Here is a 22,692-nt window from a genome sequence, read left to right as displayed (position 1 = left end):
GCCAATACCAGCCTACCGCCAGCCGGCACTTGCCTTGAGGGTGCGGTACGGGTTGCGTAGCATCCGCGGCCCGATCGCGCGCGTACAACCACCGCGCCACCTGCAGGAGCAGCCTTGTGCTGCGAATGGGCCGTCGTGGCCTGCAGAACTACTACGGTGCTACCGTCCTCTTCGCAGCACAAGGCTGCTCCTACAGGCACTGCTACCCCTCAGGACAGAGTCACCGATGCCACAACCCATCCCTCTCAAGGACCACGAAAAGGAAAAGCACCTGGTCAACCGCCGGCTCCTGGCCTGCGCCGCCCTGGTCTTCAGCCTGGTCGCCGTCCTGGTGGGCCGGCTCTATGTTCTGCAGGTGCTGCAGCACGACCAGCAGACCGCCGTGTCGGAAAACAACCGTGTGCATGTGCTGCCCATCGCCCCCGAGCGCGGGCTTATCTACGACCGCAACGGCGTGGTGCTGGCCGACAACAAACCCAGCTTCGACCTGACCATGACCCGCGAGCGGACCGGTGGCGACACGACCAAAGTGCTCGACACTCTGGCGCAGGTACTGGGCCTGACCGAGGACGACCGCAAGCAGTTCGACAAGGACCTGCGCCGTGGTCGCAAGCCGTTCGAGCCGGTAACCCTGATGGTTGGCCTGAGCGAAGAGCAGATCGCCCTGGTGGCGGTGAATCAGTTCCGCCTGCCAGGCCTTGAGGTGGAGCCACAGTTCATCCGCGAGTACCCACTGGCCGAGCATTTCGCCCATTCAGTGGGCTATGTGGGGCGCATCAACGAGAAAGAGGCCAAGGCCCTCGACAACACCGAGTACCGGGGCACCCAGTCGATCGGCAAGACGGGCATCGAGCACTTCTACGAAAGCCAGCTGCACGGCCACGTGGGCTACGAGGAAGTCGAGACCAACGCCCAGGGCCGGGTCATGCGTGTGCTCAACCACAAAGACCCGATCCCGGGCCAGGACATCGTCCTGACCCTGGATGCCCACCTGCAACTGGCCGCGGAAAAGGCCCTGGGCGATCGCCGCGGCTCGGTGGTGGTGCTCGACCCAGCCAACGGCGACGTGCTGGCGATGGTCAGCAACCCCAGCTTCGACCCCAACCTGTTCGTCAAGGGCATCAGCTTCAAGCAGTATGCCGCACTGCGCGACTCCATCGACCGCCCGCTGTTCAACCGCGTGTTGCGCGGCCTGTATGCTCCCGGTTCGACGGTAAAGCCGGAAGTGGCCATCGCCGGCCTCGACAGCGGCGTTATCACCCCGGGCAGCCGGGTGTTCGACCCGGGCTACTACGAGCTGCCCAACTACGACCACAAGTACCGCAACTGGAACCGCAGCGGCGATGGCTGGGTGGACATGTACACTGCCATCATGCGCTCCAACGACACCTACTTCTACGACCTGGCGCACAAGCTGGGCATCGACCGCCTGCACGACTACATGGCCGAGTTCGGCCTGGGCCAGAAGGTGTCGCTGGACATGTTCGAGGAAGCGTCCGGGCTGATGCCGTCGCCCGAGTGGAAGCGCGCTACCCGTCGCCAGGCCTGGTTCCCGGGCGAGACGCTGATCCTGGGCATCGGCCAGGGCTACATGCAGGTCACCCCGCTGCAGCTGGCCCAGGCCACCAGCCTGCTGGCGAGCAAGGGCGTGTGGCACCGCCCGCACCTGGCCATGACCGTGGGCGGCGATGCGCCGGTGGACCCCCACCCGATGCCCGATATCGTGCTGCACGACAGGCACGCCTGGGACCAGGTCAACCAGGGCATGCAGATGGTCATGCACGACCCGCGCGGCATCGCCCGCGCGGCCGCGGCCGGTGCGCAGTACAGGATTGCCGGCAAGAGCGGCACCGCGCAGGTGGTGGCGATCAAGCAGGGCGAACGCTACAACCGCGACAAGACCCTGGAGCGGCACCGCGACAACGCCCTGTTCGTCGGCTTCGCCCCGGCTGATCACCCGAGTGTGGTGGTGGCGGTGATGATCGAGAACGGCGAGGCCGGTGGACGGGTGGCGGGGCCGGTGGTGCGGGAGGTGATGGATGCCTATCTGCTGGATGAGCAGGGGCATCTGAAGCCGGAGTATGCGGGCGGGGTAGCGCCTCGCAGCGTGCCGCATACTTGAGAATTTTGGGGCCGCTTCGCAGCCCTTTCGCGACGCAAGGCCGCTCCCACAAGTTCAGTGTTGCGTCACAGGCAGCGTAAATCCTACGGGAGATTCCATGGTTTTTGGCAAGCTTGTTCTTGTCGTGACATCTTTGTTGCCAGTGAGATCGAGCGCCGCCCGCGCGGCGCTTCGCGGGACAAGCCCGCTCCCACATTTGTTGCAACGTGGCCATGTCTGTTAGGCCATGGTTGTCAGCCTTGTAGGTTTGACTCGATTTCTCGGCTGGCGATGCCGCCGCTTCACCAGTCCCAAGACATGCACCAAGGCAGGCAACCATGGCCTGACAGGTTCGGTACGTTGCAACAAATGTGGGAGCGGGCTTGTCCCGCGAAGCGCCGCGCGGGCGGCGCTCGATCTCACTGGCGCAGAAAGAATCAAGGCATGCTCTATGCACCACCTCAAACCTCCCAGCCATGCACTGGGCAGCTATGTGCAGCACCCGTGGGCCTTGTGTCGCGATGGGGCGCGAAACGGCCCCAGCATATTAAAATCAAAATTGGGAATAAGAATATAAAATCTTATTCCTTTTTCATCATTCCGTAATCCTCTATAAATCCCCCAACTGCACAGCCGCCAACACCCGGCCAACTGTCTGCAGCGCAACACACGATCAACAGTAAACGCCCGCAAGGCAACAACGCCGCAGGCATCAGAAACGCGCTAACTGTTTGATTTAAAAGAACATTAAACTTCGGCACGACGATTGCTCAAGCAAAGTCCCCCGCTCACCCCGAACCGGAGACCTGCCCATGAGCACCCCACTGAACGTCGTCGCCCTGTCCGGCGGCACTGCCCGCCCTTCGCGCACCCTGGCCCTGACCGAGGCGATCCTCGCCGAGTTGGCCGAGCACCTGCACATCAAGCCGCACCTGATCGAGCTTGGCGAGATCGCCCGCCCGCTGGGCAGCGCCCTGTGGCGCAGTGAACTGCCCGAGGCCGTGGAACAGCAACTGCGCCTGGTGGAAAATGCCGACCTGCTGGTGGTGACCACGCCCGTGTACCGCGGCAGCTTCACCGGCCACTTCAAGCACCTGTTCGACCTGATCGGCCAGGACGCCCTGGTCGACACCCCGGTGCTGCTCGCTGCCACCGGTGGCAGCGAGCGCCACGCACTGGTACTCGACCACCAACTGCGCCCACTGTTCAGTTTCCTGCAAGCCCTGACCCTGCCCATAGGCGTGTTCGCCAGCCAGGCGGAGATGGCCGATTACCGAGTGTCCAGCGCAGCCCTCGCCGCCCGTATCCGCTTGGCCGCCGAACGCGCCGTACCGCTGTTCGGCGCCCGTCACGCGCTGCGCAAGAGCGCCTGAGGAGCGGCCATGAATGCACCTGTGAATATGCCCCTGCGCCCTGCCCTGGACATCGCCCGCGAGCTGGCCGGGCAGTTTGCCCGGACCGCCGTCGAGCGTGATGAACGCGGCGGCACGCCGAAAGCCGAGCGCGACACCCTGCGGGACAGCGGCCTGCTGTCGCTGGTGATCCCGCAGGCCTTCGGCGGCCAGGGCGCCAGCTGGCACGACACCTTTACGGTAGTGCGCGAGTTCGCCCGGGTCGACAGCTCCATCGCCCACGTGTTCGGCTTCCATCACCTGATGCTGGCCACCGTGCGCCTGTTCTCGCGCCCAGGCCAATGGCAACCGTGGTTCGAGCAGACTGCCCGCAAGCAGTGGTTCTGGGGCAACGCCCTGAACCCGCTGGACACCCGCACCGTGGTCAAGCACTTCGATGGCTGGTGCGAGTTCTCCGGCAAGAAGAGCTTCTGCTCCGGCGCCAGCGACTCGGAAATGCTCATCGCCTCGGCGGTGGACGAACGTTCCGGCGGCAAGCTGCTGATCGCCGCCATCCCCAGCGGCCGCACCGGCATCAGCCTGCACAGCGACTGGAACAACATCGGCCAGCGCCAGACCGATAGCGGCAGCGCCACCTTCGAGCGAGTACGGGTGGAGCACAACGAATTGCTGCTCGACCCAGGCCCCCTGAGCACGCCGTTCGCCGCCCTGCGCCCGCTGATTGCCCAGTTGCACTTCGCCAACCTGTTCCTCGGCATTGCCGAGGGGGCGTTCGAAGAGGCCCGCCAGTACACCCTCAAGGAAAGCCGGCCGTGGTTCCGCTCCAGCGCTGCCAGCAGCGCCGAAGACCCTTACGTATTGCGCCATTACGGCGAGTTCTGGGTCGGCCTGGAAAGCGTGCGCCTGCTGATCGAACGGGCTGCGCGCCAGCTGGATGTGGCCTGGGCCAAGGAGCACGCCCTCACGGCGCAAGAGCGCGGCGACCTGGCCCTGGCCATCGGCACCGCCAAGGTCGCCGCCAGCCGCCATGGCCTGGACATCTGCAACCGCCTGTTCGAGGTCACCGGCGCCCGCGCCACCCACGCCTCGCTACGCTTCGACCGCCACTGGCGCAACCTGCGCACACAAACCCTGCACGACCCGGTGGACTACCGCATCCATGAACTCGGCGAGTGGGCCCTCAACGACAAGCACCCTGCCCCATCCTTCTATTCCTGAGGATTGCCCATGCAACTGCTGACCCTCCCCCCGTCCCCGACACTGGCCACCTCGATCCGGGCGACCGCACAGGTCTTTGAAGACCCCAGGTCGCAGGCGCTGCTCGCCCACCTGCAACAGGTCGCCCCCAGCGAGGCCAGCGTGCTGATCATCGGCGAAACCGGCACGGGCAAGGAGCTGGTCGCACGCCACATCCACAACCTCAGCGGTCGGCGCAACGGCCCGTTCGTCGCGGTCAACTGCGGTGCGTTCTCCGAGTCGCTGGTCGAGGCAGAGCTATTCGGCCATGAGAAAGGCGCCTTCACCGGTGCCTTGGCAGCCAAGGCCGGCTGGTTCGAGGAGGCTAACGGCGGCACGCTGTTCCTCGACGAAATCGGTGACCTGCCGTTGCCGATCCAGGTCAAGCTGCTGCGTGTGTTGCAGGAGCGCGAAGTGGTGCGGCTGGGGTCGCGCAAGAGCATCCCGATCAATGTACGGGTGCTGGCGGCGACCAACGTACAGCTGGAAAAGGCCATTAACGCCGGGCATTTCCGCGAAGACCTTTACTACCGGCTGAACGTGGTGACCTTGCAGTTGCACCCATTGCGCGACCGCCCAGGTGACATCCTGCCGCTGGCCCGGCACTTCATTCGCAGCTACAGCGACCGGCTGGGCTACGGGCCGGTGGAGCTGAGCGCCAAGGCCCAGACCAAGCTGGTGGAATACGGTTGGCCGGGCAACATCCGCGAGCTGGAGAACGTGATTCACCACAGCTTGCTGACCTGTGGCGACGGTACGGTGCAGGCGCAGGACCTGCGCTTGTCCAACCTGCGTATCGAACGGCAGGAGGAAGAGCCGGCGGGCAATGGTGGGGAGGAGTTGCTGCAGCGGGCGTTCAGCCGCTTGTACGAAGAGCAGTCGGGCGACCTGTACGAGAAGGTGGAAAATGCCCTGCTGCGTTCGGCGTATCGGTTCTGCCATTACAACCAGGTGCATACCGCGCAGTTACTGGGGCTGTCGCGCAACATCACCCGTACCCGGCTGATTGCGATCGGCGAGTTGGTGGTGAACAAGCGGCGGGGGCAGGAACAGCAGGTGGTGGATAACCGGGTGGTGCCGTTGTCGATCTGAATGCTTGTAAACCTGTGCCGGCCCTTTCGCGGGTAAACCCGCTCCCACAGGGACCGCGCCAAGCTTGAGATCGGCACGGTACCTGTGGGAGCGGGTTTACCCGCGAAAGAGTCGGCACAGACACCCAAGTTGCTAGTTCTGATCGCCCCCGCGATCATTCATGGTCAGGCCCATCATCAGCGCCATGCCCTACACCGTGGGGCGACCTGCCAACCAGCGCGGCCTTCCATCTGCAACGGTTGAACAAGATCCTTCAGGGCCTGCTGGCCAAATATTTCAGAATGTTTCTTGATTTTTTGAGCGTAGCCACGTCGCTGCGCTTGTCACCGACCGATCATCAGAATGGTTGGCTCGCCAAAGGCCACTGCACTGTGGCCTGGCGAGCCGGATTGGTCAGGATGCGGCGCGCGGCATCAGCTCATACGGGTGCTTCCACCCTGGCAACGCCTGGATCCGCGCCTTCCATGCCTCGATGTGGGTGAACTGCGCCAACGGAATGCCAGTGTCCTCCGGCATGAACACATACCCCGCCAGCGACAGGTCAGCGATAGTCAGCCGGCCCCCGACCATGAACGGCGTCTTCGCCAAGTGCGCGTCGACAATACGATAGGCCGCCATGGCACGTTCACGCAGGAACCGGGTCACGTCCGTTTCGCCGGTTTTCTTCAGGCAGAAAAGAAAGCGCAGCGCCGCGTAGTAGCTGGTGAACTTGTGGTTGTCGAACAGCATCCAGCGCCAGATCTCGCGCTTTTCATCTGCGTCGCGGGGGCCGAACTGCCCGGTTTTCTCTGCGAGGTAGTCAAGGATCAGGGCAGACTGGCTGATGGACTTGCCGGCGTGTTCCAGCACCGGCACCTCGCCCTGCTCGTTCACCTCTTCGCGCCAGGCTTGTTCGCGGGTTTGGCCATTGAAGAAATCGACGAACACCGGCTGCCAGTCCTGGCCGGTGAGTTCAAGCATGAGCGCCGCCTTGTAGGCGTTACCGGATTCGGCAAAACAATGCAGCTTGTACTCGGGCATGGGCGAGAACCTTCAGTATCCTTTGAATGATTGGGCCATCAGCCCGAGCAAATCACGACTGGCTCGACATGGTCAATGCCTGTTTCCGGGACGCGAACAAGGGAACTACAACCCTACCTGCGCTTTCTTAAACACTGAGTGGTTTAATTACTTGGGCTTCACGCTACTGGAGAACACACCATGCGCCACCTACTCCTCGCCCCTGCGCTGCTGCTCCTGCTGCCTGCCGGTGCTGCCCTGGCTGACGTCGACGCAGGCGACGTCGCGACCTCGGCCGGTGTTTCCGCCTCGCTTTACTCGACCTTCAAGGACGACAAACGGATCATCCCGGCGCGTGACGAGCTTTCAGCCTACGTCGCCAGCGGTGGTGCAATCCGTGGCGCCTATGTGGAGTCGGCGCTGGAACAAGCCCGCAAGGACAACCCTGGCCTGCAGGCCAATGATGAAGAGCTGGCCCGGGCCCTCCTCTCGCAGGATGACCGCATAGCCGATCATTGAGGCAATCCTGTACCGGCCTCGTCGCGGGTAAACCCGCTCCCACAGGAACCGCACCGGCCTCAAACCCAGTGCGGCCCCCTGTGGGAGCGGGTTTACCCGCGACGAGGCCGGTACAGGCATACATTCACCCCCAGCCATCCATGCGCATCGTCGCCCTTACCAACCGCTGCTCTTCCTGCTCGATCTCCCGCAAGCTGTCGCGGATCCCGTTGATATGCTCGCGCGCCGCCCGCTGTGCCTGCTCGGGCAACTGCTCCATCACCGCGTGATACAACCGCGCATGCTGGCGGTCGATCTGGCGCTTCTGCGCCGGTCGGCAATACAGGTTGTTGACCGAGGCGAACACCGTGCTCAAGGTCAGGTCACTGAGCGATTGCAAGGTATGCACCAGCACCGGGTTGTGCGACGCCTCGCTGATCGCCCGGTGGAAGGCATGGTCGCGGCGGGCATGTTCACGCGCATCGATCGCTTCGGGAGCCTCGTGCGCAGCCAGCATTTCTTCATAACGCCGACGGATCAGCAAACGGTCGACCTCGGTGGCCCGCAACGCCGCCAGGCGCGCCGATTCGGCCTCCAGCAACGCCCGCACTTCCAGCAGGTCGAACAATGTGCGTGGCTGCGAGCTGAACAGGTGCATCAACGGCGTGGCACCCGCCTGGCCCGTCAGGTCGGCGACGAACGAGCCCCGCCCCTGCTCGGTGTCGATGATGCCGCGCCCGCGCAGGATGCGCAGGCCTTCACGCAACGCCGAGCGCGAGCAGCCCAGCTTGTCCACCAGGCGCCGCTCCGATGGCAGGGCCTGGCCCACCTTGAGCACGCCTTCGACGATCAGCCGCTCGACCCGTTCGGCCACCTGGTCGGCGACCTTGGCCTTGCCTTCAGTACCCACTGCGCGCCCTCCTGCTGGTAGGACCACTTCGGCCACCTGCCACAATCTAGCCGGGTAAAGCCGTCAATAACCAGTACTCGCCGTAAAAACTGGTAGGACCAGTACACCTCGTACTCGACCCTGGTCGCTGCCACGCGCAGGCTGCAAGGGTAAACGCTTTGCCAACAACAACAAAAACCGTTGCCGAGTGAGCCGATGAATATCCTGTACGACGAACGCGTCGATGGCGCGCTGCCTGACGTGGACCGGGCGACGCTGCTGCAAGCGCTGCGCACTGCCCTGCCGGACCTCGAAATCCTGCACCGTGAGGAAGACCTCAAGCCCTATGAATGCGACGGCCTTTCAGCCTACCGCACGGTGCCGCTGCTGGTGGTATTGCCCGAGCGCCTGGAACAGGTACAGACGCTGCTCAGGCTCTGCCACCAGCGTGGCGTACCGGTGGTGGCACGCGGCGCCGGTACCGGCCTGTCGGGCGGCGCCCTGCCGCTGGCCAAAGGTATATTACTGGTGATGGCGCGCTTCAACCGCATCCTCGAAGTCAACCCGCAGGGCCGCTTCGCCCGTGTGCAGCCCGGCGTGCGCAACCTGGCCATCTCCCAGGCTGCCGCGCCCCACGGCCTGTACTACGCGCCAGACCCGTCCTCGCAAATCGCCTGCTCCATTGGCGGCAATGTCGCCGAAAACGCCGGTGGCGTGCACTGCCTCAAGTACGGCCTGACCGTGCACAACCTGCTCAAGGTGGACATTCTCACGATCGAGGGCGAACGCCTGACCCTCGGCAGCGACGCCCTGGACAGCCCCGGTTTCGACCTGCTGGCACTGTTCACCGGTTCCGAAGGCATGCTCGGCATCGTCACCGAAGTCACCGTCAAGCTGCTGCCCAAGCCCCAGGTCGCGCGGGTGCTGTTGGCCAGTTTCGACAGCGTCGAGGACGCCGGCCGGGCAGTGGCAGAAATCATCGCTGCCGGAATCATCCCTGGCGGCCTGGAGATGATGGACAACCTGGCAATCCGCGCCGCCGAGGACTTCATCCACGCTGGCTACCCGGTGGACGCGGCGGCCATCCTGCTGTGCGAGCTGGATGGCGTCGAGGCCGATGTGCACGACGACTGCGAACGGGTCGCCGCCGTGCTGGCGCAAGCCGGCGCGCGCGATGTGCGGCTGGCCTGCGACGAGGCCGAGCGCGTGCGCTTTTGGGCCGGGCGCAAGAACGCCTTCCCGGCGGTGGGGCGTATCTCCCCGGACTACTACTGCATGGACGGCACCATCCCGCGCCGCGAACTGCCGCGGGTGCTCAAGGGGATCAGCGAACTGTCCAGCGAGTACGGCCTGCGCGTGGCCAACGTATTCCACGCTGGCGACGGCAACATGCACCCACTGATCCTGTTCGATGCCAACCTGCCCGGCGAGCTGGAACGTGCCGAAGCCATCGGCGGCAAGATCCTCGAACTGTGCGTGGCCGTGGGCGGCAGCATCACCGGCGAGCATGGCGTAGGGCGCGAGAAGATCAACCAGATGTGCGCACAGTTCAACAGCGACGAGATCACCCTGTTCCATGCGGTCAAGGCCGCCTTCGACCCACAGGGCCTGCTCAACCCCGGCAAGAACATCCCCACCCTGCACCGCTGCGCCGAGTTCGGCGCCATGCACGTGCACCATGGGCAACTGCCCTTCCCCGAACTGGAGCGCTTCTGATGAGCATGGACCGCGATATCAGCCAGGCCTTGCTGGAGCAGGTCAACCAGGCGCTGAACCAGGCCAGACCGCTGCGTATCCAGGGGGGCAACAGCAAGGCCATGCTCGGCTGCCCGGTGGCCGGCGAGGTGCTCGATACCCGCAACCACCGCGGCATCGTCAGCTACGACCCGACCGAGCTGGTGCTCACCGCCCGCGCCGGCACGCCACTGCGCGAGATCGAGGCGGCGCTGCACGAGGCTGGCCAGATGCTGCCCTGCGAACCACCACACCTTGGCCCCGGCGCTACCCTCGGTGGCATGGTCGCGGCCGGGCTGTCGGGCCCACGGCGGCCGTGGGCCGGGTCGGTGCGCGACTATGTGTTGGGCACGCGGGTGATCACCGGCCACGGCAAGCTGCTGCGCTTTGGTGGCGAAGTAATGAAGAACGTTGCTGGCTACGACGTGTCACGGCTAATGGCAGGCAGCTTCGGCTGCCTCGGGTTGCTGACCGAGGTGTCGCTGAAAGTACTGCCACGCCCGCGCCAATGCCTCAGCCTGCGCCTGCCGATGGGCCGCCACGAAGCGCTGGCGGAGCTGGCCGAATGGGGCCAGCAGCCGCTGCCCATCAGCGCGGCCTGCCATGATGGCGACGCGCTGTACCTGCGCCTGGAAGGCGGCGAAGGCTCGGTGCAGTCGGCGCGCCAGCGCCTGGGCGGCGACACACTGGACAGCCGCTTCTGGAGCGACCTGCGCGAGCAGCGCCTGGCGTTCTTTACCGGCACCGCGCCGCTGTGGCGCTTGTCCGTGCCCAATGCTACAGGCGAACTGGACCTGCCCGGCCAGCAGCTGATCGACTGGGGTGGAGCCCAGCGCTGGCTCAAATCCACGGCACCGGCGCAGGACATTCGCCAGCAGGTCGCCAAGGTCGGTGGCCACGCCACCTGCTATGCCCCTGGCGCTGCCAGCAGCCCACCGCTGCCCGCTGCGCTGATGCGCTACCACCGTGCGCTCAAGCAGCATCTCGACCCCCAGGGGGTGTTCAACCCTGGCCGCCTGTACCCGGACCTGTGAGGCCAGACCATGCAGACTAACCTGAGCGAAACCGCCCGGCACTTGGCCCGCGCCGACGAGGCCGAAAGCATCCTGCGCTCCTGCGTGCACTGTGGCTTCTGCACCGCCACCTGCCCCACCTACCAGCTGCTGGGCGATGAGCTGGACGGCCCACGCGGGCGCATCTACCTGATCAAGCAGATGCTCGAAGGCGCGCCGATCACCGCCAGCACCCAGTTGCACCTGGATCGCTGCCTGACCTGCCGCAACTGTGAAACCACCTGCCCTTCCGGGGTGAAGTACCACGACCTGCTGGACATAGGCCGCGCCGTGGTCGAACAGCAGGTGCCGCGCCCGCTCGGTCAACGCCTGCTGCGCCAGGGCCTGCGTGCAGTAGTGCCACGCCCGGCGCTGTTCAAGGCCCTGATCCTCAGCGGCCAGGCCCTGCGCCCGCTGCTGCCGGCCACGCTCAAGCGCAAGCTGCCGGCACGGGTCACCCCCTCCGGCGTACGCCCCGCACCGCGTCATGACCGTCGGGTACTGATGCTGGAAGGCTGCGTGCAACCGGCCCTGTCGCCCAACACCAATGCTGCCGCCGCACGCCTGCTGGACCGCTTGGGCATCAGCGTGATACCGATCCGGCAGGCCGGCTGCTGTGGCGCGGTGGACTATCACCTCAATGCCCAGGAACAAGGCTTGCAACGGGCGCGGCGCAATATCGATGCCTGGTGGCCAGCCATCGAAGCCGGCGCCGAAGCCATCGTGCAAACCGCCAGCGGCTGCGGCGCGTTCGTGCGCGACTACGGCCACCTTTTGGAGAAAGACCCACGCTACGCCGCCAAGGCCGCACGGGTCAGCGCCCTGGCCCGCGACCTGGTGGAGGTGCTGCGCGACGAACCGGTCGAGCATTTGGGCCTGTGCGCCGAACAGCGCCTGGCCTTCCATTGCCCGTGCACCCTGCAGCACGCACTGAAGCTGGGCGGTGCGGTGGAAAGGTTGCTGACGCGTCTGGGCTTCACCTTGACCCCGGTGCCGGACGGCCACCTGTGCTGTGGCTCGGCCGGCACCTATTCGCTGACCCAGCCCGAGCTGTCGCTACAACTGCGCGACAACCGCCTCAACGCCCTGGAAAGCGGCAAACCGCAAGTCATCGCCACCGCCAACATCGGCTGCCAGGCCCACCTTGACGGGGCCGGTCGCACACCGGTGCGGCACTGGATCGAAATCGTCGAAGCAGCCTTGAACCCGGAGAACCACCATGCATAGCAAGTCCGTGATCGGCCAGGCCGAAGTCGCCCGCGTGCTGACCGCCGCCCGCCAGGAAGCCCAGGCGCAACAATGGAACGTGACCATTGCCGTGGTCGACGACGGCGGCCACCCGCTGGCCCTTGAGCGCCTGGATGGCTGCGCACCGGCCAGCGCCTATATCGCGATGGAAAAGGCCCGCACTGCTGCGCTGGGGCGCAAAGATACGCGGGACTACGAGGAGATGGTCAATGGTGGCCGTACCGCGTTCGTCACGGCGCCGCTGCTGACCAGCCTGGAAGGTGGCGTGCCGCTGCGGGTGGATGGGCAGGTAGTAGGGGCAATTGGCGTGTCCGGGGTCAAGCCCGAGCAGGATGCCCAAGTGGCCAAGGCCGGGGCGGCTGCCCTCTGAATCCTGTGCCGGCCTCTTCGCGGGTGAACCCGCTCCCACAGGGCTTTCACATGGCCTGAGACCTGTGCAGTACCTGTGGGAGCGGGTTCACCCGCGAAGAGGCCGGCACAGGCAACAACTCTCCAGAAGACTGAACATCGAGCGAACAGACAATGCCAAACCACCCACTCCAGATCGCCCCCACCCTGCAGCGCTTCATCGAAGACGAAGTCCTCCCCGGCACCGGCATCGAAGCCCGCACCTTCTGGCAAGGCTTCAGCACCCTGGTCCACGACCTCGCACCGCAAAACCGCGCTCTGCTTGCCGAACGCGAGCGCCTGCAGACAGAGCTGGACCACTGGCACCGCCAGCACCCCGGCCCGATCGGCGACATGGCCGCCTACCAGCACTTCCTGCAAGGCATCGGCTACCTCGTGGAGGCCCCCGCAAGCGTGCAGGTCAGCACCCGTAACGTCGACCGCGAGATCGCCGTACAGGCCGGCCCGCAACTGGTAGTGCCGCTGAGCAACGCCCGCTACGCCCTGAATGCCGCCAACGCCCGCTGGGGCTCGCTCTACGATGCCCTGTACGGCACCGATGCCATCGCCGAAACCGATGGCGCCGAACGTGGCCAGGGCTACAACCCGCTACGCGGCGCCAAGGTGATCGCCTATGGCCGGCAATTCCTCGATACCTCTGCCCCTCTCGACGGCGCGTCACACCACGATGCCAAAGCCTACGCGATCAGCCAGGGCACGCTGCAGGTAACCCTGGCCGATGGCCGCCAGGTCGGTCTCAGACACCCCGCACAACTGCGTGGCTACCAAGGTGAGCCGAACACCCCGACAGCGATCCTGTTGCAGCATCACCAGCTGCATTTCGAAATCCAGATCGACCCGACCAACGCGATCGGCCAGCAGGACCCTGCCGGGGTCAAGGACATTCTCCTGGAGGCTGCCCTCACCACCATCATCGATTGCGAAGACTCGGTGGCTGCCGTGGACGCCGACGACAAGGTAAACGTCTACCGAAACTGGCTGGGCCTGATGAAAGGCGACCTCAGCGAGCAGGTCAGCAAGGGCGCCAAAACCTTCAACCGCACCCTGGCCGAAGATCGCCACTACCACGGCGCAGACGGCCAGCCACTGACCCTGCCAGGCCGCTCGCTGCTGTTCATCCGCAACGTCGGCCACCTGATGACCAGCCCGGCCATCCACGACCGCGATGGACGGGAAATCCCGGAAGGCATCCTCGATGCCGTGGTCACCAGCCTGATCGGCCTGCATGACCTCAAGCGTCGCGGCAACTCCCGCGAGGGCAGCCTGTACATCGTCAAGCCGAAGATGCACGGGCCGGCGGAAGTAGCCTTTGCCGACCAACTGTTCAGTCGCGTCGAAACGCTGTTGGGCCTGCCTGCGCATACCCTGAAGATGGGCATCATGGACGAGGAACGACGTACCAGTGTCAACCTCAAGGCCTGTATCGCCAACGCCGCGTCACGGGTGGTGTTCATCAACACCGGTTTCCTCGACCGCACCGGTGACGAGATGCACACGGCCATGGAAGCCGGTGCCATGCTGCGCAAGGGCGACATGAAGGGCAGTGCCTGGATCCAGGCCTATGAGCGCAACAATGTATTGGTGGGGCTGGCCTGCGGCCTGCGCGGCAAGGCGCAGATCGGCAAGGGCATGTGGGCCATGCCCGACCTGATGGCGACCATGCTGGAACAGAAAGTCGCCCAGCCCAGGGCCGGTGCCAGCACTGCCTGGGTGCCCTCGCCCACAGCGGCGACGCTGCATGCGCTGCACTACCACCAGGTGAATGTGGCGGCCGTGCAGCAAACGCTGGAACAGGTTGACCTCAATGCCCTGCGCGCGGAGTTGCTGCATGGCCTGCTAAGTGTCCCGGTCAGCCCCGAGCGGCCATGGAGCGCTGCCGAGATCCAGGCCGAACTGGACAACAACTGCCAGGGCATCCTCGGTTACGTGGTGCGCTGGGTCGAGCAAGGGGTCGGCTGTTCGAAAGTGCCCGATATCCACGATGTGGGCTTGATGGAAGACCGCGCGACGCTGCGGATTTCGGCGCAGCACATTGCCAACTGGCTGCATCATGGGGTGGTCGATGCTGAACAGGTCGAGGCGACCTTGCAGCGCATGGCCTGCGTGGTCGACCAGCAGAATGCCGGGGACCCGGCATACCGGCCGATGGCGGCAGGTTTCGAGGCATCGCATGCCTTCCGCGCTGCGCGTGAACTGGTGTTCAAGGGGCGGCAGCAGCCCAGTGGCTATACCGAACCGTTGCTGCATGCCTGGCGCTTGCGCTTCAAGCAGGACATCGGGCGCTGATGCCGCTTGCACCCAATCGCCGGCAAGGCGGGTAGCCGGCGGCAAATCGTGCCGCAGGCTCCGTCCGCCAGCTTGAGGTGGCATTCGGCACCTTCAGAAATTTCCTATGCGACGCTCGGAAGCGTCCTACTTGTTGCCTCTGCCCACTGAAAACATGATCGGCACTGGATGACGCAAGGTCGCGATCCAGAGGAGGTTCCGCATGCACCCGTACGCCCGCCCCACCGCCGAATTGCGCAGCACCCTGCGCGAACTGCTGGCCCATGACATGAACAACCCGGATGACGACCCGCACCTGTCGGGGGTGATGTTCTTCTGCGCCACCGATGAACGCTCGCGAGAACTGATCGAGCGTATCGAGTTGCTGGCCAGCGAGGTGTTCTTCGACCCGAACGGTCGGGCCATTTCCGAGCATATGAACGCGGCGGCGGTGGAAGGCGTGCGCATCAAGCGCAACCGCAAGGCGCCGACGGACGAGACGGTGATACGCATCGCACTGGCGGACAAGGGCTACATCACGGTGAGCGCGGCGCGCCTCTGATTACCGACCGCTTGCCTGGGGGCCGCTTTGCGGCCCCATGCCCTTCCCCGGTCAATCCGCTATCCTGAGCACTTCCCCGCTCCGGACCACTCCATGGAACTGCACATTCGCCTGGAAGGCCGCAAAGGCCTGGCAGACCAGCTTTACCAGCAACTGCGTGCCGGCATCGACAGCGGCCATCTGGCCGCCGGCACCCAACTGCCGCCAAGCCGCCTGCTGGCAGAGCAGCTGGGCGTGTCGCGCAAGACCGTGGCAGAGGCCTATTCCCGGCTGACCTACGACAACCTGCTAAGCGGCGTGGTCGGCCGTGGCACCTTCATCACCCCGCGCCAGCCGCTACGCAGCAGCGAATCAACCGCCATTACCCTGGCCGGTGCCGCATCCCTCGAGCGCTGGCAGCAGCGCGCCACCGTGCTAAGCCAACGTCAGCTGGAGGCACCCTCGCGTTATGACTTTATCGGTGGGGCCTCAAGCAAGGCGCAGTTTCCGTTCGACCAATGGCGCAGTTGCCTGAACTATGCCCTGCGCCGCAGCCAGCGCCACCCCGAGCGACAGTTCCCGGCTCAGGGCCTGCCAGAACTGCGCGAGGCAATCGCCCACCACGTGGCCTACGCCCGCGGCGTGCACTGCAGCGGCACCGACGTGCTGGTGTGCAACGGCGCCCAGCAGGCACTGGACCTGATCGCCCGGGTGCTGGTCGAGCCGGGTTGCCAGGTGGCCATGGAAGACCCCGGCTACCCGCCAGCGCGACAACTCTTCCTGGCCCTGGGCGCGCGCCTGCAATCGGTACCCGTCGACGATGAAGGCCTGTGCGTGGAACAGATCGCCGACGGCACCCGGCTGATCTACGTGACACCCTCGCACCAGTTCCCGCTGGGCATGCCGATGAGCGAGCCACGTCGGCACGCCCTGCTGGCACGGGCCGCCGAGTTGGGTGCGTTGATCATCGAGGACGACTATGACTGCGAGTTCCGCTACAACGGGCCAGCCCCGGACGCACTGCAGCGCCTCGACCGCCATGGCCTGGTGGCCTATGTGGGGACCTTCTCCAAGACCTTGCTGGCGGAACTGCGCCTGGGCTATGCCGTCCTGCCACCCGCTGTGTTGAAAGCCGCCTGCGTGGCCAAGCACCTCAGCGACTGGCACAGCCCGGCCCTGTTGCAGTGGGCACTGGCGCGTTTTCTCGGCGAAGGCCACCTGAACAAGCACATCCGCCGTTGCCACGAGGTCTACAGCGCCCGCCGCGAACGCATCCTCGCGCGCCTGGGCGGCGACCTGTCGCCGTGGTTCAGCGCCATACCCGCCAGCGCCGGTTTCCACCTCAGCGCCCTGGCCAAACCTGGGGTCGATGTCGAGATGCTGGTCAACCTCGCGCGCAAGGTGGAGGTCGGCCTGTACTCGCTGGCGCCGTTCTTCAGCGAAGCGCCAGTGCGCCCGGGGCTGTTGCTGGGCTTCGGTGCCATCGAGCTGCTGGACATCGACCCGGCGCTGGACCGGGTACGCGACACCCTGCAACGCCTCAGTTGACCGGCGCGGCCTTGCCCCCGACAACCGGGCGGGCAATGGCCGCGGCATAACCGCGTGGGTTGAAGCACGCGGTTACCAGCAGCATCGCCATCACAGTCACGGTCAGCAGCGTCCACGAGGCCTGGAAATCGCCGCTTATATCGCGCAGCCAGCCGGTAAGGTACGGCACGATGCCGGTGATGATGAAGCCGATGCCCTGCACGAACGCCGCCAGGCTGCCAGCCTCGGCAGGCCGCCCTCATTGTGCGTTGGCCTGTTTCCATTCAAGGTATAAACCGGCTTCGCCGCTGGGCTTCAGCGCGCGCAGTGGCAGGCTCTGCTGCTGGGGTGGGCGAGCCATCTGCGCGTATACCGCCGCGGTAGACAAGCCATAGGGTTCGCCCTCGGCGTTGTCATAGGCAAACCAGGCCCGCTCGATGCCACACAGGTGCATGGCCGCCAGGCACATCGGGCACGGGTGGCCACTGGCGTATATTTCGGCACCGTCCAGCCGCGCCTGGCCCAAGGCGAGGCTGGCCTTGCGGATGGCCTGCATCTCGGCGTGGGCGGTGGGGTCCTGGGTGCTGTGGATCTCGTTTACAGCACGCGCCAGCACCTGCCCCTGGTACACCAGCACAGCGCCGAAGGGCCTGCCACCGGCCTGAATGTTGGCGCGGGCCAGGTCGAGTGCTTCGCGCATGTAACGTTCTTCGGACATGAATCGGCTCTCCTGTAGCAAGACCTGGTCATTATCCAGGCTTGGACGGCCTGGCAGAAATGAAGAGATTGGATGCCTGCCAGTGGCCTCCTTAATGGCCGATTGGCCTCCCGCTTATGCGCGTGATTGGCTATCGGGATGGCCAACGGGCGACGCTACAGTAGCGCCATCCCACCCCACACCCTTTGGAGACAGCCATGCACAACCGTATCGAATGGGCCAAGCACGCCCCCGAGGCCTACAAAGCCATGGTCGGCCTGGAGCAAGCCCTGGCCAAGAGCGGCCTGGAGAGTTCCCTGTTGGAGCTGGTGCGCCTGCGAGCTTCGCAGATCAATGGCTGCGCCTACTGCGTCAACCTGCACGCCAACGATGCGCGCAAGGCCGGTGAGACCGAGGCACGCCTGCAGACCTTGTGCGTCTGGCAGGAGACCGCCTACTTCACTCCACGCGAACGTGCCGCGCTGGCCTGGGTGGAGAGCCTGACCCGGCTGCCCGAGCACGGCGCGCCGCAGGCGGATTATGAAACCTTGCAGGCACACTTCGAGCCGGCCGAGGTGGTCAACCTGACCCTGGCAATTGCCACCATCAATGCCTGGAACCGGTTCGGGGTCGGGTTTGCCATGGTGCCGGCCTGATCATTGATCGGTTGCCTGTACTGGCCTCTTCGCGGGTAAACCCGCGAAGAGGCCGGCACAGGCAACATCTCAACGCCCGGCCAACCGCGCCCGGTAGCTCCCGGGGCTTTGCCCGGTCCACTTCTTGAACGCCCGGTGAAACGCACTGGGCTCCTGGAACCCCGCCTGCTCGGCAATCTCGGCAATGCTCAACACCCCTTCGCGCAACCGCTCGAAGGCCATTGCCCGGCGCACCTCGTCCTTGATCTGCTGGTACGAACGCCCCTCCCGTTCCAGCTGCCGACGAAAAGTACTGGCACTGACCCCCTGCTGCTGCGCCAGCGCTGCCAACGTCGGCCACTGCCCATAGCGCCGCGCCCGCAGGTGTCGGTACACCTCGGCCACCAGCCCGTTCTGGTTGCGAAAGCGAATCACCAGCCCCTGCGGTGCACTGCGCAGGAAGGTTTTCAGGGCCGCCAGGTCCTGCACTACCGGTAGACGCAGGTAGGCGCTATCGAACTCCACCTCGGTACGCCCACTGCCCAGGCGCAGGTCCGGCCCCCACAGCAGCAGGTCGTCCTCCTGAGCCGGGCGCGACACAGCCAGCTCGGTGCGGTCGATGGCGATCCGCCGCCCGGCCAACCAGCACAGCATGCCGATCATCAGCACCAGGTAGGTTTCCTCGGCGTACACCCGGGTCAGCGGGTCGACAATGCTCGACTGCACGCTGATCAACGCCCGCCCGCCACGCACCGTCAGGCTGCCGCGCAAGTCACGCAGGAACAGGCCGAAACCAGCCATGCACTGGCGCAAGGCTTTCTCCAGGTTCGGCTCCAGGATCAGGCCCCGGCAGATCAGGGCGAAACTGCCCGGCGGCATGCCATGGCTGTCGAGGCGAAAGAACTCGTCGTCCAGGCGCTGGATCAGCGCCAGCCACAGCTGGACGAAGGCCTTGGCTGGCACCCGCGCCTGGGGCTGTTCGAGCAGTTGCGGGTCGATGCCCACCGCTCGCAACTGCGCATCGCGTTCGGCGGGGCAGTCGCGCAGGGCATGGAGCATGGCATTGAGGAAGTACACGGCGACCGAATCGCTATCGCGCATGGCGGTTTTCGCTGTCTATGCTGAGTGGCAAAAAGTGCCAGGTTGTTTGAACAGTTCCGGCATAGGCTGCAACAGAGCCTTTGCCTAGACTCGGTCCCACTCCGGGATTACCGGCCATTCTCGCAGAGCCTGGCCCGGTCCCGCCATGCCTTCGCAATCGGAGCCCCTATGAGCAGCGCAGAAATCTACGTCGTCAGTGCCGTCCGTTCAGCCATTGGTGGCTTTGGCGGTTCCCTCAAGGACCTGCCGCTGGCTGACCTGGCCAGCGCCATTACCCGCGCCGCCATAGAGCGCTCGGGCGTGGCCGCCGAGCAAGTCGGCCACCTGGTGATGGGCACGGTGATCCCCACCGAGCCACGCGACGCCTACCTGGCCCGCGTAGCAGCAATGAACGCCGGCATCCCCAAGGAAACCCCGGCCTTCAACGTCAACCGCCTGTGCGGCTCGGGCCTGCAGGCCATCGTCTCGGCGGCCCAATGCCTGCTGTTGGGCGACACCGACGTGGCCGTGGCGGCCGGCGCCGAATCCATGAGCCGTGGCCCGTACCTGCTGCCGCAGGCACGCTGGGGTGCCCGCATGGGTGACCTGCAAGGCATCGACTACACCGTCGGCGTGCTGCAGGACCCGTTCGAACACTTCCATATGGGCATCACTGCCGAGAACGTTGCGGCCAAGCACGGCATTACCCGCGAAATGCAGGACGAACTGGCCCTGACCAGCCAGCGCCGCGCCGCCCGCGCCATTGCCGAGGGCCGCTTCGCCAGCCAGATCGTCCCGCTGGAACTGAAAACCCGCAAGGGCAGCGTGCAGTTCAGCACCGACGAGCATGTGCGTGGCGAGGTGACCGCCGAGCAACTGGCAGGGATGAAGGCGGTGTTCAAGAAAGACGGCACCGTTACCGCCGGCAACGCCAGTGGCATCAACGACGGCGCTGGCGGCCTGGTACTGGCCAGTGGTGATGCGGTGCGCCGCCTGGGCCTGAAGCCGCTGGCACGCCTGGTGGGCTACGCCCATGCCGGTGTCGAGCCGGAACTGATGGGCCTTGGCCCGATCCCGGCCACCCGCAAGGTGCTGGAGAAGACCGGCCTGAAGGTGCAGGACCTGGACGTGATCGAGTCCAACGAAGCCTTCGCCGCCCAGGCCTGCGCGGTAGCCCGCGAACTGGGCTTCGACCCGGAAAAGGTCAACCCCAACGGCTCGGGCATCTCCCTCGGCCACCCGGTGGGTGCCACCGGCACAATCATTGCCACCAAGGCCATCCATGAGCTGCAGCGCATCCAGGGCCGCTACGCCCTGGCCACCATGTGCATCGGCGGCGGCCAAGGCATCGCCGTGGTCTTCGAGCGCGTCTGAAGGAAACTGACACATGAGCATTGAACAGATCGCCGTGATCGGCGCCGGCACCATGGGCAACGGCATTGCCCAGGTGTGTGCGGTGGCCGGCTACCAGGTACTGCTGGTGGATGTTTCTGACGCTGCGCTGGAGCGCGGCGTGGCCACCTTGAGCAAGAACCTTGAGCGCCAGGTCAGCAAAGGCACCCTCGACGCCGACAAGGCCGCGGCTGCCCGGACCCGCATTCGCACCAGCACCGACTACACCCAGCTGAGCGGCGCGCAGCTGGTGATCGAGGCCGCCACCGAGAACCTGCAGCTCAAGCAGCGCATCCTGCAGCAGGTGGCCGCCAACGTCGCCGCCGACTGCCTGATCGCCACCAACACCTCGTCGCTGTCGGTCACCCAGCTGGCGGCCAGCATCGAGCACCCCGAGCGTTTCATTGGCGTGCACTTCTTCAACCCGGTGCCGATGATGGCGCTGGTCGAGATCATTCGCGGCCTGCAGACCAGCGACAGCACCTACGCCCAGGCGCTGGTGGTGACCGAAAAGGTCGGCAAGACCCCGATCACTGCTGGCAACCGCCCGGGCTTCGTGGTCAACCGCATCCTGGTGCCGATGATCAACGAAGCGATCTTCGTGCGCCAGGAAGGCCTGGCCAGTGCCGAGGACATCGACACCGGCATGCGCCTGGGCTGCAACCAGCCGATCGGCCCGCTGGCCCTGGCCGACCTGATCGGCCTCGACACCCTGCTGGCGATCATGGAAGCCTTCCATGAAGGCTTCAACGACAGCAAGTACCGCCCTGCCCCGCTGCTCAAGGAAATGGTCGCGGCCGGTTGGCTGGGGCGCAAGAGCGGCCGCGGTTTCTTCACCTACTGAGGAGCGAACGCCATGCCCCCGGTCAATGCCGCGATGCGCTGTGCCAACTTTGAAGAGCGACGTGACCGGGCCATGGCCCTGTTTGCCGAAAAGGGCTTTGGCCAAGTCAGCATGCGCGAGCTGGCGGCCCATGTGGGGCTGACCGCGGGCTCGCTGTACCATCACTTTCCCAGCAAGCAGGACTTGTTGTACGACCTGATCGAGGAGTTGTACGAGGAGTTGCAGGCCACTCTGGACCAAGGGCGCCGGGCCATGGCTCGCGGGGCGTCGGCATTGAGCTGCCTGATTGCCGCGCACTGGCAGTTGCATGCCGAACGGCCGATGCAGTTTCGCCTGGCGGAACGGGACTTCTGTTGCCTGAACGACGACCAGCAGGCGCGCCTGGCCTTGTTGCGCAAGCGCTATGAGGCGGGGTTGCTGAGGTTGATCGCACCGCAGGCGAAGTTGCAGGGGCAGGCCCTGGTGGCCACGGCGCATGTGGTGGCGACGCTGCTGAACCAGTTACCTGGGTTGTTGAAGGCCTTGCCCGAAGAACAGGGGCTGGGGTTGATGGAAAGCATGCTGGTGGGTGGGCTGGAGCGGACCCTGCGCTAACCTGTTCCGGCCCTTTCGCGGGTAAACCCGCTCCCACAGGAACTGTGCAAATCCAAAGACCTGCACAGTTCCTGTGGGAGCGGGTTTACCCGCGAAAGGGCCGGTGCGGGCTAGCGCAGGAGCGACTGAATCTGCTCGTGCAAGGTATCCAGGTCGAACGGCTTGGCCAGGATCGGTGCCTTGCGGGTGATCGGGCTGCCGGATTCCAGAATCTCCGCCGGGTAGCCGCTGATGAAAATCACCTTCAGGTCCGGCCGCAACTTCATTGCCGGCTCGGCAATATCCACCCCGGAAATCCCGCCCGGCAAGCGGAAGTCCGTCACCATCAGGTCGAGGTGCGGCTTGCTTGCCAGGATCGCAAACGCCTGCTCGCCATCCTCGGCCACCAGCACGTGATAGCCCTCACCTGCCAGGTAATCACGCAGAATCATGCGAATCGCCGGTTCATCCTCGACGACCAAAACCACATCTTGTGCATCTTCACTCATTTCAATGCCTTGAAATCCTT

General features: G+C 65.3%; 21 protein-coding genes and 1 pseudogene. 16 read left to right on the top strand and 6 right to left on the bottom strand.

The genetic code is table 11. The annotated features are described in order from the left end of the window. The first annotated feature begins 226 nt into the window (after nucleotides 1–226). The 4 genes from mrdA to sfnR all read left to right on the top strand — a co-directional run bounded on the left by mrdA (nucleotide 227) and on the right by sfnR (nucleotide 5,781). Nucleotides 227–2,122 (top strand): penicillin-binding protein 2, encoded by a 1,896-nt coding sequence (gene mrdA / locus CAY82_RS11435; RefSeq protein ID WP_087501291.1) that lies wholly within the window; start codon nucleotides 227–229, stop codon nucleotides 2,120–2,122. 791 nt (nucleotides 2,123–2,913) lie between these two features. Next, complete coding sequence (gene msuE, locus CAY82_RS11430; RefSeq protein ID WP_087501290.1) at nucleotides 2,914–3,474, top strand: FMN reductase; 561 nt, start codon at nucleotides 2,914–2,916, stop codon at nucleotides 3,472–3,474. 9 nt (nucleotides 3,475–3,483) lie between these two features. Next, nucleotides 3,484–4,671, top strand: coding sequence for an acyl-CoA dehydrogenase family protein (locus CAY82_RS11425; protein ID WP_087501289.1), 1,188 nt, complete (start codon nucleotides 3,484–3,486; stop codon nucleotides 4,669–4,671). 9 nt (nucleotides 4,672–4,680) lie between these two features. Continuing rightward, complete coding sequence (gene sfnR / locus CAY82_RS11420) at nucleotides 4,681–5,781, top strand: sigma54-dependent transcriptional activator SfnR (RefSeq protein ID WP_087501288.1); 1,101 nt, start codon at nucleotides 4,681–4,683, stop codon at nucleotides 5,779–5,781. A 393-nt stretch (nucleotides 5,782–6,174) separates the two neighbouring features. Here sfnR and CAY82_RS11415 read toward each other — a convergent pair whose 3' ends face one another. Next, nucleotides 6,175–6,801, bottom strand: a complete 627-nt coding sequence (locus CAY82_RS11415) for a glutathione S-transferase family protein (RefSeq protein ID WP_087501287.1) — start codon at nucleotides 6,799–6,801, stop codon at nucleotides 6,175–6,177. Nucleotides 6,802–6,981: 180 nt separating this feature from the next. Here CAY82_RS11415 and CAY82_RS11410 point away from each other — a divergent pair, with 180 nt between their 5' ends. After that, on the top strand, nucleotides 6,982–7,299 hold the full coding sequence (locus CAY82_RS11410) for a DUF2388 domain-containing protein (protein ID WP_003260922.1): 318 nt from the start codon (nucleotides 6,982–6,984) through the stop codon (nucleotides 7,297–7,299). A 124-nt stretch (nucleotides 7,300–7,423) separates the two neighbouring features. Here the strand turns inward: CAY82_RS11410 and glcC are convergent, their stop codons facing one another. Beyond that, entirely contained in the window at nucleotides 7,424–8,188 is a 765-nt protein-coding gene (gene glcC, locus CAY82_RS11405; protein ID WP_087501286.1) for a transcriptional regulator GlcC, read from the bottom strand. Between the two features lie 195 nt (nucleotides 8,189–8,383). On the opposite strand from glcC, the gene glcD reads away from it, so the two are divergent. The 7 genes from glcD to CAY82_RS11370 all read left to right on the top strand — a co-directional run bounded on the left by glcD (nucleotide 8,384) and on the right by CAY82_RS11370 (nucleotide 16,963). Beyond that, a complete protein-coding gene (glcD, locus tag CAY82_RS11400) occupies nucleotides 8,384–9,883 on the top strand; it encodes a glycolate oxidase subunit GlcD (protein WP_087501285.1) in 1,500 nt (499 codons plus the stop codon). Further along, on the top strand, nucleotides 9,883–10,935 hold the full coding sequence (glcE, locus tag CAY82_RS11395) for a glycolate oxidase subunit GlcE (RefSeq protein ID WP_087501284.1): 1,053 nt from the start codon (nucleotides 9,883–9,885) through the stop codon (nucleotides 10,933–10,935). The genes glcD and glcE overlap by 1 nt, the downstream gene beginning before the upstream one ends. A 9-nt stretch (nucleotides 10,936–10,944) precedes the next feature. Next, nucleotides 10,945–12,180 (top strand): glycolate oxidase subunit GlcF, encoded by a 1,236-nt coding sequence (glcF, locus tag CAY82_RS11390; RefSeq protein ID WP_087501283.1) that lies wholly within the window; start codon nucleotides 10,945–10,947, stop codon nucleotides 12,178–12,180. Next, complete coding sequence (locus tag CAY82_RS11385) at nucleotides 12,173–12,571, top strand: heme-binding protein (RefSeq protein WP_087501282.1); 399 nt, start codon at nucleotides 12,173–12,175, stop codon at nucleotides 12,569–12,571. Before glcF ends, CAY82_RS11385 begins: the two co-directional genes overlap by 8 nt. 152 nt (nucleotides 12,572–12,723) lie before the next feature. Further along, a complete protein-coding gene (locus tag CAY82_RS11380) occupies nucleotides 12,724–14,895 on the top strand; it encodes a malate synthase G (RefSeq protein ID WP_087501281.1) in 2,172 nt (723 codons plus the stop codon). A gap of 202 nt (nucleotides 14,896–15,097) precedes the next feature. Beyond that, complete coding sequence (locus CAY82_RS11375; protein WP_087501280.1) at nucleotides 15,098–15,436, top strand: hypothetical protein; 339 nt, start codon at nucleotides 15,098–15,100, stop codon at nucleotides 15,434–15,436. Between the two features lie 93 nt (nucleotides 15,437–15,529). Further along, entirely contained in the window at nucleotides 15,530–16,963 is a 1,434-nt protein-coding gene (locus CAY82_RS11370; protein WP_087501279.1) for a PLP-dependent aminotransferase family protein, read from the top strand. Here CAY82_RS11370 and CAY82_RS11365 read toward each other — a convergent pair. Both CAY82_RS11365 and CAY82_RS11360 read right to left on the bottom strand, forming a co-directional pair. Further along, a pseudogene (locus CAY82_RS11365) lies at nucleotides 16,956–17,186 on the bottom strand (MFS transporter); the annotation flags it as partial. The gene CAY82_RS11370 and the pseudogene CAY82_RS11365 sit on opposite strands and share 8 nt — an antisense overlap. Before the next feature lie 15 nt (nucleotides 17,187–17,201). Then, the gene (locus tag CAY82_RS11360) at nucleotides 17,202–17,660 is read right to left on the bottom strand and encodes a nucleoside deaminase (RefSeq protein WP_087501278.1); all 459 of its coding nucleotides are present in this window, start codon (nucleotides 17,658–17,660) and stop codon (nucleotides 17,202–17,204) included. A 197-nt stretch (nucleotides 17,661–17,857) separates the two neighbouring features. Between CAY82_RS11360 and CAY82_RS11355 the strand changes: the two genes are divergently transcribed. Next, complete coding sequence (locus CAY82_RS11355; RefSeq protein ID WP_087501277.1) at nucleotides 17,858–18,295, top strand: carboxymuconolactone decarboxylase family protein; 438 nt, start codon at nucleotides 17,858–17,860, stop codon at nucleotides 18,293–18,295. Between the two features lie 69 nt (nucleotides 18,296–18,364). On the opposite strand, the gene CAY82_RS11350 is transcribed toward CAY82_RS11355, so the two are convergent. Next, nucleotides 18,365–19,375, bottom strand: a complete 1,011-nt coding sequence (locus CAY82_RS11350; protein ID WP_087501276.1) for an AraC family transcriptional regulator — start codon at nucleotides 19,373–19,375, stop codon at nucleotides 18,365–18,367. 168 nt (nucleotides 19,376–19,543) lie between these two features. Between CAY82_RS11350 and CAY82_RS11345 the strand changes: the two genes are divergently transcribed. From CAY82_RS11345 to CAY82_RS11335, 3 genes are read left to right on the top strand one after another with little or no spacing between them, the layout of a single operon-like run. Next, entirely contained in the window at nucleotides 19,544–20,728 is a 1,185-nt protein-coding gene (locus tag CAY82_RS11345; protein ID WP_087501275.1) for an acetyl-CoA C-acyltransferase family protein, read from the top strand. 13 nt (nucleotides 20,729–20,741) lie between these two features. Beyond that, nucleotides 20,742–21,590 carry a 3-hydroxybutyryl-CoA dehydrogenase gene (locus tag CAY82_RS11340; RefSeq protein WP_063914915.1) on the top strand — a complete coding sequence of 283 codons (849 nt, stop codon included), beginning with the start codon at nucleotides 20,742–20,744 and terminating at the stop codon, nucleotides 21,588–21,590. 12 nt (nucleotides 21,591–21,602) lie between these two features. Beyond that, nucleotides 21,603–22,184: a TetR/AcrR family transcriptional regulator gene (locus CAY82_RS11335; RefSeq protein WP_087501274.1), complete on the top strand. Its 582-nt coding sequence runs from the start codon at nucleotides 21,603–21,605 to the stop codon at nucleotides 22,182–22,184. A gap of 110 nt (nucleotides 22,185–22,294) precedes the next feature. Here CAY82_RS11335 and CAY82_RS11330 read toward each other — a convergent pair whose 3' ends face one another. After that, the gene (locus CAY82_RS11330) at nucleotides 22,295–22,672 is read right to left on the bottom strand and encodes a response regulator (protein WP_087501273.1); all 378 of its coding nucleotides are present in this window, start codon (nucleotides 22,670–22,672) and stop codon (nucleotides 22,295–22,297) included. Between the last annotated feature and the right edge of the window lie 20 nt (nucleotides 22,673–22,692).

Source organism: Pseudomonas sp. SID14000 (genome assembly GCF_002165135.1).
In the GTDB taxonomy this organism is placed as follows: Bacteria; Pseudomonadota; Gammaproteobacteria; order Pseudomonadales; family Pseudomonadaceae; genus Aquipseudomonas.
The sequence above is the reverse complement of the archived record's forward strand: the minus strand, read 5'-3'. Positions and strand labels throughout refer to the sequence as shown.

Excerpts from the sequence above, each read along its gene's own strand:
- CAY82_RS11380 (WP_087501281.1), top strand. The coding sequence starts at position 12,724 with ATGCCAAACCACCCACTCCAGATCGCCCCCACCCTGCAGCGCTTCATC.
- CAY82_RS11425 (WP_087501289.1), top strand. The coding sequence starts at position 3,484 with ATGAATGCACCTGTGAATATGCCCCTGCGCCCTGCCCTGGACATCGCC.
- CAY82_RS11375 (WP_087501280.1), top strand. The coding sequence starts at position 15,098 with ATGCACCCGTACGCCCGCCCCACCGCCGAATTGCGCAGCACCCTGCGC.
- sfnR (WP_087501288.1), top strand. The coding sequence starts at position 4,681 with ATGCAACTGCTGACCCTCCCCCCGTCCCCGACACTGGCCACCTCGATC.
- CAY82_RS11410 (WP_003260922.1), top strand. The coding sequence starts at position 6,982 with ATGCGCCACCTACTCCTCGCCCCTGCGCTGCTGCTCCTGCTGCCTGCC.
- mrdA (WP_087501291.1), top strand. The coding sequence starts at position 227 with ATGCCACAACCCATCCCTCTCAAGGACCACGAAAAGGAAAAGCACCTG.
- CAY82_RS11350 (WP_087501276.1), bottom strand. The coding sequence starts at position 19,375 with ATGCGCGATAGCGATTCGGTCGCCGTGTACTTCCTCAATGCCATGCTC.
- glcD (WP_087501285.1), top strand. The coding sequence starts at position 8,384 with ATGAATATCCTGTACGACGAACGCGTCGATGGCGCGCTGCCTGACGTG.
- glcE (WP_087501284.1), top strand. The coding sequence starts at position 9,883 with ATGAGCATGGACCGCGATATCAGCCAGGCCTTGCTGGAGCAGGTCAAC.
- CAY82_RS11385 (WP_087501282.1), top strand. The coding sequence starts at position 12,173 with ATGCATAGCAAGTCCGTGATCGGCCAGGCCGAAGTCGCCCGCGTGCTG.
- CAY82_RS11335 (WP_087501274.1), top strand. The coding sequence starts at position 21,603 with ATGCCCCCGGTCAATGCCGCGATGCGCTGTGCCAACTTTGAAGAGCGA.
- CAY82_RS11340 (WP_063914915.1), top strand. The coding sequence starts at position 20,742 with ATGAGCATTGAACAGATCGCCGTGATCGGCGCCGGCACCATGGGCAAC.
- CAY82_RS11330 (WP_087501273.1), bottom strand. The coding sequence starts at position 22,672 with ATGAGTGAAGATGCACAAGATGTGGTTTTGGTCGTCGAGGATGAACCG.
- msuE (WP_087501290.1), top strand. The coding sequence starts at position 2,914 with ATGAGCACCCCACTGAACGTCGTCGCCCTGTCCGGCGGCACTGCCCGC.
- CAY82_RS11370 (WP_087501279.1), top strand. The coding sequence starts at position 15,530 with ATGGAACTGCACATTCGCCTGGAAGGCCGCAAAGGCCTGGCAGACCAG.
- CAY82_RS11345 (WP_087501275.1), top strand. The coding sequence starts at position 19,544 with ATGAGCAGCGCAGAAATCTACGTCGTCAGTGCCGTCCGTTCAGCCATT.
- glcF (WP_087501283.1), top strand. The coding sequence starts at position 10,945 with ATGCAGACTAACCTGAGCGAAACCGCCCGGCACTTGGCCCGCGCCGAC.
- CAY82_RS11415 (WP_087501287.1), bottom strand. The coding sequence starts at position 6,801 with ATGCCCGAGTACAAGCTGCATTGTTTTGCCGAATCCGGTAACGCCTAC.
- CAY82_RS11355 (WP_087501277.1), top strand. The coding sequence starts at position 17,858 with ATGCACAACCGTATCGAATGGGCCAAGCACGCCCCCGAGGCCTACAAA.
- CAY82_RS11360 (WP_087501278.1), bottom strand. The coding sequence starts at position 17,660 with ATGTCCGAAGAACGTTACATGCGCGAAGCACTCGACCTGGCCCGCGCC.